The 9897-nt window shown below is 71.6% G+C and carries 9 protein-coding genes and 2 tRNA genes; all 11 read left to right on the forward strand.

All coding sequences use genetic code 11. From position 1 onward, the window contains the following. A partial coding sequence (locus QN141_14035) for an alcohol dehydrogenase catalytic domain-containing protein (protein MDR7559598.1) occupies positions 1-1221 on the forward strand: 1221 nt, incomplete at its 5' end. Between the two features lie 115 nt (positions 1222-1336). Next, positions 1337-1423 (forward strand) — tRNA-Tyr (locus tag QN141_14040). Positions 1424-1428: 5 nt separating this feature from the next. Next, positions 1429-1502: transfer RNA gene (locus QN141_14045), tRNA-Gly, on the forward strand. Between the two features lie 171 nt (positions 1503-1673). Beyond that, the gene (locus QN141_14050) at positions 1674-2030 is read left to right on the forward strand and encodes a metalloregulator ArsR/SmtB family transcription factor (GenBank protein MDR7559599.1); all 357 of its coding nucleotides are present in this window, start codon (positions 1674-1676) and stop codon (positions 2028-2030) included. Continuing rightward, on the forward strand, positions 2027-4114 hold the full coding sequence (locus QN141_14055; GenBank protein MDR7559600.1) for a cation-translocating P-type ATPase: 2088 nt from the start codon (positions 2027-2029) through the stop codon (positions 4112-4114). Before QN141_14050 ends, QN141_14055 begins: the two co-directional genes overlap by 4 nt. Before the next feature lie 50 nt (positions 4115-4164). Next, on the forward strand, positions 4165-4527 hold the full coding sequence (locus QN141_14060) for a hypothetical protein (GenBank protein MDR7559601.1): 363 nt from the start codon (positions 4165-4167) through the stop codon (positions 4525-4527). 70 nt (positions 4528-4597) lie between these two features. Next, complete coding sequence (gene folD, locus QN141_14065) at positions 4598-5464, forward strand: bifunctional methylenetetrahydrofolate dehydrogenase/methenyltetrahydrofolate cyclohydrolase FolD (protein MDR7559602.1); 867 nt, start codon at positions 4598-4600, stop codon at positions 5462-5464. A 7-nt stretch (positions 5465-5471) separates the two neighbouring features. Further along, positions 5472-6809: a folylpolyglutamate synthase/dihydrofolate synthase family protein gene (locus QN141_14070; protein ID MDR7559603.1), complete on the forward strand. Its 1338-nt coding sequence runs from the start codon at positions 5472-5474 to the stop codon at positions 6807-6809. Positions 6810-6822: 13 nt separating this feature from the next. After that, on the forward strand, positions 6823-8412 hold the full coding sequence (gene lysS / locus QN141_14075; GenBank protein MDR7559604.1) for a lysine--tRNA ligase: 1590 nt from the start codon (positions 6823-6825) through the stop codon (positions 8410-8412). Then, on the forward strand, positions 8409-9362 hold the full coding sequence (locus tag QN141_14080; protein MDR7559605.1) for a D-2-hydroxyacid dehydrogenase: 954 nt from the start codon (positions 8409-8411) through the stop codon (positions 9360-9362). Before lysS ends, QN141_14080 begins: the two co-directional genes overlap by 4 nt. 37 nt (positions 9363-9399) lie before the next feature. Then, the coding region (locus QN141_14085; protein MDR7559606.1) for a GTP-binding protein at positions 9400-9897 on the forward strand (498 nt) is incomplete at its 3' end.

A 9897-nucleotide genomic window follows, 5' to 3' on the forward strand; every position in this document is an offset into this window, starting at 1 on the left:
CTCACCTTCCACCCCACCATCCCCCGGTTCGTCGCCACGAAGGTTGCGGGTGCGGTCTCTCGCCGCGCCTGGTGGGGCCGGTGGGCGCCGCTGCAGCTCCGGGAGGTGCCCGATCCGCCGCTGCCGGGGGAGGACTGGGTGCGCGTGGCGGTGCGGCTGGGCGGGATCTGCGGGAGTGACCTGCACACGATTCGTCTGGAGGCCAGCCCGGCCCTCTCCGCCCTCACGTCGTTTCCTTTCGTTCTGGGCCACGAGAACGTGGGGACGATCGCCGAAGTCGGCCCTGCGGTCCGGGACCTCCGGACCGGTCAGCGCGTGACCGTGGAGCCCGCGCTGCCCTGTCTGGCGCGGGGGCTGGTCGATCCGTGTCCGCCCTGCGCCGCGGGGAACTACAACCTGTGCCTCCGGGTGGCGGAAGGCCACCTCGCGCCCGGGTTGATGATCGGCGCCTGCCGGGATACGGGGGGAAGCTGGGCGGCCAACTTCGTCGCCCACCGCTCGCAGGTGTTCCCCCTCCCCGAGGCGGTCAGCGACGAGAATGCGCTGCTGGCCGAACCCCTGGCCGTGACGGCGCACGCCGTCGTCGCCTCCCCGCCCGCGGAGACGGACACCGTGCTCGTGGTCGGGGGCGGGGTGATCGGCCAGTGCGCCATCGCCGCCCTGCGCGCGTCGGGGTGCGGGGCCCGGATCATCGCCCTGGTGAAGCACGGCTTTCAGGGGGAGGCGGCCAGGCGGCTGGGCGCGGACGAGGTGGTGCGGCTGCAGCGCGGCGACGGCCACTATCCGGCGATCGCCGATTTGACCCGCGGCCGCCTGCGCCGCCCGATGATGGGCAAGCGCGTGCTCCTCGGTGGCGCGGATCTCACGCTGGAGTGCGTCGGTAGCGCAGGGAGCATCGACGACAGCCTGCGCCTGACGCGCCCCGGGGGCCGCGTGGTGCTCCTCGGCCTGGCCTCCTGGGCCCGGAGCGTGGACTGGACGCCGCTGTGGCTGAAAGAGCTCCAGGTCACGGGCAGTTACATCTACCGCTGGGAGATCTGGCAGGGCCGGCGCGTGCGCACCATGGACATCGTCCTGGACTGGATGGCCCGCGGGCTGGTCGATCTCGGCCACCTCGTCACCCACCGGTTCCCCCTCGAGGAGTTCCGCCGGGCCCTGCACACGGCCATGGGGAAGGCCGCCACCCGCGCCTTCAAGGTCGCCTTCCGGCCCCAGGCGTAGGGCGCCCTTCGGCTCAGGCATCGAGTCATCCGTCCCCGAGGTCGTGCTCCGGGCCACCGGGGCGCCCCTTCCGCTTGATGGCGGCCTCGGCCTCACCGTATAATGCAGATGGTTCGGGCGGGTGGCTGAGCGGACAAAAGCAGCTGACTGTAGATCAGCCGGCCGAGTGCCTACGGAGGTTCGAATCCTTCCCCGCCCACCAGCCCCGCGGGGATAGCTCAATGGTAGAGCTCCGGCCTTCCAAGCCGAGGATGCGGGTTCGATTCCCGTTCCCCGCTCCAGCAGGCTGAACGTCCTGCGACTCATCTCCACGCCGGCGGTGGACGCACCACTTCGGGGCGAGCCGGGGGAGGGTCCCGCCCGCGCAGGTGTCTGGGTCCGGCCTGGGAGAATGTATAATTACGTAAGAATACGAGAATATGCTCGCCACACCGGGGGAGAGGTGGATGCCGATGTTCACCATCGCGCGGCCGGAAGCGATCGCCATCAAGGCCAAGCTGTTTCGGGGCTTCGCCGACCCGTCGCGGCTGGCGATCCTCGACGCCCTGCGGAGCCGCCCGATGACGGTGGGCGAGATCGTCGGCGCCACCGGCCTCAGCCAGCCCAACGCCTCCAGCCACCTGGCCTGCCTCCACGGCTGCGGACTGGTGGCCCGGGAGCAGGAGGGCCGGTATGTCCGCTACCGGCTCAGCGACCGGCGCGTGGCGCTCCTGCTGCGGCTCGGGGACGAGCTGCTGGCCGATGTGGCCCGGGGGGTGTATGAGTGCACGCGCTACGAGGCCTCCGGCGCCGGCAGGGGACGGCGATGACCCGGCGCGCGACAATCGAGGTCCCCATCCGGGGGATGGACTGCGCGGACTGCGCCCGGCACGTCCAGCGGGCGATCGCCGCCGTGCCCGGCGTCATCTCGGTGGAGGTGCGGCTGGCTGCGGAGCAGGCCGTCGTCAAGATGGACGCCTCCCGGGCCGATCTCGCCGCCATTCGCCGGGCGGTGGGGGCCGCCGGTTACTCCGTCCCGCTGCCTGAGGCGCCGTCGTCCGCCGGGTCCCTCGGCGGGAGGGTGAGCCGCCAGGTGCTGACGCTGCTCGGGATCCTCTTCGGAACCGTGCTGTTCGTCGTCGTGCTGGGGGAATGGCTGGGTCTGTTCACCACGCTCACAGATCTGGTGCCCTGGCCGCTGTGGCTCGGTGTGGTGGCCTTTGGCGGCTTCCCGGTCTTCCGCAAGGTCGTCCTGGCCGCCCGCCGCCGCCAGGTTATCGCCCACACCCTGATGTCGGCGGGGGTCGCGGCCGCGGTGGCCGTGGGCGAGTGGCCGACGGCGGCGGTGGTCGTCCTCTTCATGCGTGTCGGGGACTACGCGGAGTGGTTCACGACCGATCGCGCGCGGCGCGCGGTCCGCAGTCTCGCCGCGCTGGCTCCCCAGAGGGCCCGGATCGAGCGGGATGGTGTCGATGTCGACATCCCGGCGGACGCCGTCCGGAAGGGCGACGTCGTCGTGGTCCGCCCGGGAGAGAGCCTGCCCGTAGACGGCGAGGTCATCTCGGGCGAGGCCACCCTCGACCAGGCGGCCATCACCGGGGAGTCCGTGCCGGTGGAGGTCGGACCGGGAAGCCGCGTGTTTGCCGCCACGCTGGTGCGCGCCGGCAGCATCCGTGTCCGTGCCACCCATATCGGCCGGGAGAGCACCTTCGGGCGCGTGATCAGGCTTGTGGAGGAGGCCGAGGCCCATCGCGCCCAGGTGCAGCGCGCGGCCGACCGCTTCGCCGGGTACTACCTGCCGGTCGTGGCGGCCGTCGCCGCGCTCACGATCCTGATCCGGCGCGATCCGCTGGCCGCCGCCGCGGTGCTGGTGGTGGCCTGCTCCTGCTCCTTTGCGCTGGCCACCCCCATCGCCGTGCTGGCTTCGATCGGCGCCGGCGCCCGGCGCGGGCTGCTGATCAAGGGCGGCCGCTACCTGGAAGCCCTGGCCCGAGCGGACGTCGTGCTCATCGACAAGACGGGGACGCTGACCCTCGGGCGTCCGCAGATCACCGACATCGTCCCGCTCAATGGAGCGACGCCGGAAGAGGTGCTGGCTCTGGCGGCCACGGCGGAACGCTACTCGGAACACCCGCTGGCCGCGGCCGTGCGTGATGCGGCCCAGAAGCGCCGCATCACGCCGGGTCATCCGGAGCAGTTTGAGGCGCTGCCCGGAGTCGGTGTGCAGGCGCGGATTGACGGGCATCGGATCACGGTTCGCAGCGGCCGGACGGCGCCGGGCGTCCCCCGCCCTCCGGTGCTGGAGGCCATTGAGGCCGCGGGCAGGACGGCGATGCTCGTGACCAGGGACGAGCAGCTGATCGGCGTGCTGGCCGCCGCAGACACCATGCGCCCGGAGGTCCCCGCCGCGCTCAGGGCCCTGCGGGGCCTCGGCATCCGGCAGGTGGAACTTCTGACGGGAGACACCGACGAGGCCGCCCGCGTCCTCGCCGAGCGACTCGGCATTCCCTACCGGGCGCGTCTGATGCCTGAGGACAAGATTGCCGTGGTGAAGGACTATCAGGCGCGGGGCCGGACCGTGATCATGATCGGGGACGGCATCAACGACGCCCCGGCGCTGGCCCAGGCCGACGTCGGGATCGCCATGGGGGTGGCGGGCACGGAGCTGGCGCTGGAGGCGGCGCATATCGGGCTGATGCGCGACGATTGGATGCTCGTCCCGGCCGTATTCCGGATCGCCCGGCGCACGATGGGTGTCGTGAAGCTCAACATCGCCTTCACCGCCGTCTACAACCTCGTCGGCCTCTCCCTGGCGGCGTTGGGGTACCTCCCGCCCATCTTCGCCGCCGCCGTGCAGTCGCTGCCGGACCTGGGCATCCTGGCCAACTCCTCCCGCCTGCTGCGCCAGGGGTGAGCCCGGGGATTCCGTCTGAGCCTTCCGGCGGGCGGGCAGGTCATCCGGTGATGCGGCGCCGTCGGTCCCTCGCCGGTCTGCTCCTCGCCGCCATCATCGCGGTGGGGACCGGCACCGGCCGGGCGGAGTTGACCATCCGGCTGCTCGCCGTGACCTCGCCGGTCCGACGCGGGGACCCCGCCCGCGTGGAGATTCTGACCACCCCCGCCGCGGTGTGCGACATCGGGGTCGTCTACCGCTCCGGTCCCAGCCGCGCGCCCCAGCTCCGTCCGCGGCGGGCGGACGGAGCTGGACGCGTCGTGTGGCTCTGGCGCGTCGGCCGTCAGGCTGCGCCCGGCCGGGCCGTGGTCACCATCGAGTGCCTGCTGGGCGAGCAGATCACGTCGCTCCGTACCGAGTTCACCGTCCGCTAACCCTGGGAGCGCCTTGCCGGGCTCTCTTTGCCCACAGGGGCGGTCCGCGTCTTCGGAGAAGGCATAGATGATGAGCGCGCGGATCATCGACGGCAAGGCGCTGGCCGCCCGCATCGAGCAGGAGGTGGGGCGAGACGCCGCAGCGCTGACCCGGAGGTACGGGGTGGCGCCGGCCCTGGCCGCGGTGCTGGTGGGAGACGACCCCGCCTCCGCCCTGTACGTGCGATTGAAGGCCCAGGCCTGCGGCCGCGCCGGTCTGCGCTCCGAGACCTTCCACCTGCCGGCGACGACCGGCGAGGAGGAGCTCCTCGCCCTGATTGACGACCTCAACGCGCGCAGCGACATCCACGGCATCCTGCCCCAGCAGCCGATGCCCCCCCAGATCAACCCGCGCACGGTCTTCGAGCGGATCGATCCGCGCAAGGACGTGGACGGGCTCGGCCCGGAGAACATGGCCGCGCTGTTCATCGGTCGGCCCCGGCTGTTGCCCTGCACCCCCGCCGGGATCATGGCCTTGCTGCAGGAAGCGGGGGTGGAGCCGGCGGGGAAGGATGCGGTCGTCGTCGGCCGCAGCGTCATCGTCGGCCGCCCGACGGCGGCGCTGCTGCTCAACGCCCACGCCACCGTGACCTGGTGTCACACGAAGACCCCGGACCTGGCCGCGCATACCCGGCGGGCGGACATTCTGGTCGTGGCCGCGGGGCGGCCCCGGCTGGTCACGGGGGAGATGATCAAACCGGGCGCGGTGGTGATCGATGTCGGCGTCAACCGTCAAAACGGCAAGGTGGTGGGCGACGTGGACTTCGCCTCCGCCTCCCAGGTCGCCGCCGCCATCACCCCGGTGCCCGGCGGGGTGGGGCCGATGACGATCGCCATGCTGCTGCGCAATACCGTGCTGGCGGCCGAGCAACAGCTGCGGGCCCTGCACACGGTGTAATCTCCCGGTGCCGCTCCAGGACGCCCTGGCCTATATCGAAGGGCTGCTCACCCGCCGCCGACCGGCTTCGGCCGGCGACGAGCGCATCAAGCTGCGACGCACCGGCGCCCTCCTGGAGCGCCTCGGGAACCCGCATCACCTGCCGACGGTCCTGGTCGCGGGGACCAAGGGGAAGGGGTCCACGGCGGCGATGATGGCCGCCATCCTGCAGGCGGCCGGGTATCGCATCGGGCTGTACACCAAGCCCCACCTGGTGGACTACCGGGAACGGTTCCGGGTCGACGGGCAGTTGATCACGCCCGAGGAACTGTGCGACGGGGTGGAGGCCATCACGCCCCACGTAGAAGCGATGGCCGCCGGAGCCGACGGGCCGCCCACCTACTTCGAGGCATCCGTGGCCATGGCGTTCTGGTACTTCCGCCGCCGCGGCGTCGACCTGGCCATCGTCGAGGTCGGCCTGGGCGGCCGGCTGGACGCCACGAACGTGGCCGACCCGCTGCTCTCGGTGATCACGCCGGTGAGTTTCGACCACATGGATGTGCTGGGGACGACCCTGTCCTCCATCGCCCGGGAGAAGGCCGGCATCATCCGTCCCCGCGGCACCGTGGTCAGCGCCGCCCAGGCGCCCGAGGCGCTGGCCGCGATCATCGACGTCTGCGCGCGCCAGGAGGCGGAGCTCATTGCCGCCCCCGCCCTCGTCCGCATCGAGCCCGGGGTGGCCACCCTCCACGATCAGACGGTCACCGTACGCAGCCGACGGCGGTCCTACGGCGCGGTGCGCCTGCCGCTGGTCGGCGCGCACCAGCAGGTCAACGCGGCGACGGCGGTGGCGGCGATCGAAACCCTGGCCGGGGAAGGCTATCCGCGGGGACCGCAGTCCGTCGCCGAGGGGCTGGCCGCGCTGCGCTGGCCGGCGCGCATCGAGGTCGTCCACGAGCGGCCGTACATCGTGGTGGACGTGGCGCACAATCCCGCCTCGCTGGCCGCGCTGCGCCAGACCCTGGAGTCGCTGTTCGCGGGTCGGCGCATCATCCTCGTCTTCGGCATGATCGCCACCCACGACCACCGCGCCAGCACCAGCCTGATCGCCCCGCTGGCCGCGGCCGCAATCGTGACCACGCCGCTCCACGCCAAGCCCCTGGCGGCCGGCGTCCTGGCCGAGGAGGTCCGGCGGTATGTGGCGCACGTGGAGGTGGTCGAAGACCGCCGTGCCGCCCTGGACCGGGCCCTGGACCTCGCCGGGGCCGAGGATGTGATCGTGGTCACCGGATCGTTCTTCCTCGTCGGGGAGGCGCGCGAAGCCCTGCACAGGAACGGTCGCTGGGGGACACGAATCCAGGCATGATCCGCCAACGTCCATGTGGGTAGACGTCATCGTCGAGGATATCCTCGCCTCGCGTCCGTCGGACCGCTACGTGGTGAACGATGCCAAGAGTCCCTCGGGGCCCATCCACGTCGGGTCGCTGCGGGGGGTGGTGCTGCACGACTGTGTGGCGCGCGGGTTGCGGGAGCGCGGCCGGGAGACCACCTTCCTCTACGGGTTCGACGACTACGATCCTCTGGATGCCCGTCCCGCTCTGGTGCCCGCGGAGTTCGACCGCTATCTGGGGATGCCGCTGTCCGAGATCCCATCCCCGGAGCCCGGCGCCGCCAGCTACGGACGATACTACGGCCTTGAGTTCGCCGCGGTCTGGGCCAGGGTCGGGGCGCAGCCCGAGGTCTACTGGACCAGCGAGCTCTACAAGGCCGGCCGGTTCAACGAGGCGATCCGCATCGCTTTGGACCGGGCGGACGAACTCATCCAGATCGACCGCGAGATCAGCGGGAGCCGGAAGGCCGAGCGACATCCGCTCCAGCCCCTGTGCGAACGGTGCGGGAAGATCGGGACCACCGTGGTCACGGGATGGGACGGTCGCCTCGTCGCGTACGAGTGCCGTCCGGACAAGGTGCGCTGGGCCACCGGGTGCGGGTACCGCGGCCGGCGGTCGCCCTTTGACGGCGGGAGCAAGCTCCAGTACGTCGTGGAATGGGCCGCCAAGTGGTGGATCCTCGGCGTCACGGTGGAGGGGGCGGGGAAGGACCACATGACCCGCGGGGGGAGCCACGAGCGGTCCAGCGCGATGTGCGAGCGCGTCTTCCACTACCGGCCGCCCTATCCCATCCCCTACGAGTGGTTCCTCGTCGGGGGACGGAAGATGAGCACCAGCAGGGGACTGGGCGTGCCGGCCAAGGAGCTGGTGGGCATTCTCCGTCCGGAGCTGGCCCGATTCCTGATGGTGCGGCCCCACTACCGGCAGCAGATCAACTTCGACCCCGGTGGGGAGACGATCCCGCTGCTCTATGACGAGTACGACCGCGCCGCCGCGGCGTACTTCGGGGAAGTCGAGCCCCGGTCGGGCGCCGAGGCGGAACTGCTGCGCGACCACGCCCGGACCTTCCACTACTCCCGGGTGGACGGGCCGCCGGGTGCGGGCTACCGGATGCGCTTCGCCAAGGTCGCCTATCTGCTGCAGATGCCGACCGTCGATCTCGAGGCGGCGGCCGCCGCCGAGAAGGGCGGCCCGCTCACGCCGGCCGATCGTGCGGAGCTGCAGGCGCGGGCCGACGACGCGCGTCGGTGGTTGGCCACCTACGCCCCCGACCACTACCGGTTTCAGGTGCAGCCCCAGCTCCCCGCGGTGGCGCTCACCGCGCCGCAGCGCGCCTTCCTGGCCCGGCTCGCCGGCGTGGTGGCCGAGCGGGACGTCTGGGACGGCGAGGCCCTCCACGCCCGGATCCACGCCCTGAAGAACGAGATGGGGATTCCGCCCCAGGACGCCTTCGGCGCCATCTACCTGGTGTTCTTGGGCAAGGCCTCCGGGCCGCAGGCCGGCTGGTTCCTGGCCTCCCTGGATCGGACCCTTGTCCTGGCCCGGCTGCAGCACGCCTCCCGCGGGGGACAACGATGACCGAGCCGCTCGTCGTGCTGGTGTTCGCCAACCTCGACCCCAGGCACATTGCCCAGATCGAGCAGGTGCATCCCCGCGTCCGCGTCGTCACCGCGCCCGATCTGAGTCGGGCCCTGGAGGCCGCCCCGGCGGCCGAGGTGATGGTCGGCTGGAACGTCCCCCGCGAGGCCGTACAGCAGGCCCGCCGGCTGCGCTGGATCCACTCCACCGCCGCTGGCGTGGACCAGCTGCTGCATCCCGAGGTGGTGCAGGGCGAGATCATCGTCACCAGCAGCAGCGGCATCCACCAGCCTCTGGTCGAGCATGTCTTCGCCCTGCTCCTGGCGCTGACTCGCCGGCTGCACATCGCCATCCGCAACCAGACGAAGGGGCGCTGGGCGCGGCGCGAGGCCGTGGGCGACGAAGTGCGCGGCAAGACCATGGGCGTGCTCGGGCTGGGCACGATCGGCGCGGAGATCGCCGAGAAGGCCCGGGCCTTCGGGATGCACGTGATCGGAACGAAACGCCGACCCGGCCCGATCCCCCATGTGGACCGGGTCTACCCCCCGGAGGGGCTGCCCGAGGTGCTGGCCGCCAGCGACGTCGTGGTCATCGCCCTCCCGCTCACGCCGGACACCCGGCACCTCATCGGGGCCGGGGAGTTGCGGATGATGAAGCCCACCGCCTTCCTGATCAACATTGGGCGCGGGGCCATCGTGGACGAGGGGGCGCTGATCCGCGCCCTGCGGGAGGGGTGGATCGCCGGTGCCGGGCTGGATGTCTTTGAGCGCGAACCACTGCCGGCCGACAGCCCGCTGTGGCAGATGGAGCAGGTGATCATCACCCCGCACGTCTCCGGAGCCTGGCCGGGGTACCTGGACGCCGCCGTGCCGCTGTTCTGCGACAACCTGCGGCGCTACCTGGACGGCCGGCCGATGCGCAACCTTGTGGACAAGTCGCGGGGCTATTAGCATGGAACGCAGATCGCTGCGCTGAGGAGGGGTCCCGGTGAAGGCGGCGCCCGCTGAACGGATTCGCAACGTGGCCGTGGTCGGCCACGGCGGTACGGGCAAGACGTCCCTCGTCGAGGCCATGCTGTTCCTGGCCGGCGCTGTGGACCGCCTGGGGCGGGTGGACGACGGGACGGCGACAACGGACTTTGATCCGGAGGAACAGCGCCGCAGGCACACCATCAACGCCTCGCTCGCGCCCCTGGAGTGGAAGGGGTGCAAGATCAACCTCATCGACGCCCCGGGCTATCCCGACTTCGTCGGCGAGGTGGCGGCTGCGTTGCGCGTGGTGGAGGGCGCGCTCGTCGTCGTGGACGCCGTGGCCGGCGTTCAGGTGCAGACCGAGGTGGCCTGGGGCTATGCCGACCGGGGGAAGGTCAGCCGCCTCGTGATCGTCAACCGGCTGGATCGGGAGAATGCGCGTTTCGAGGCGGTGCTGCAGTCGCTCCGGCAGCGGTTCGGCACGAGAGTCGCTCCCATCCAGATCCCGATCGGT

Source organism: Armatimonadota bacterium (assembly GCA_031459765.1).
Taxonomy (GTDB): Bacteria; Sysuimicrobiota; Sysuimicrobiia; order Sysuimicrobiales; family Kaftiobacteriaceae; genus Kaftiobacterium; species Kaftiobacterium secundum.

Coding starts and splice junctions, on each gene's coding strand:
- QN141_14060 (MDR7559601.1), top strand. CDS start 4,165: ATGCGGCGCCGTCGGTCCCTCGCCGGTCTGCTCCTCGCCGCCATCATC.
- QN141_14055 (MDR7559600.1), top strand. CDS start 2,027: ATGACCCGGCGCGCGACAATCGAGGTCCCCATCCGGGGGATGGACTGC.
- QN141_14080 (MDR7559605.1), top strand. CDS start 8,409: ATGACCGAGCCGCTCGTCGTGCTGGTGTTCGCCAACCTCGACCCCAGG.
- folD (MDR7559602.1), top strand. CDS start 4,598: ATGAGCGCGCGGATCATCGACGGCAAGGCGCTGGCCGCCCGCATCGAG.
- lysS (MDR7559604.1), top strand. CDS start 6,823: ATGTGGGTAGACGTCATCGTCGAGGATATCCTCGCCTCGCGTCCGTCG.
- QN141_14050 (MDR7559599.1), top strand. CDS start 1,674: ATGTTCACCATCGCGCGGCCGGAAGCGATCGCCATCAAGGCCAAGCTG.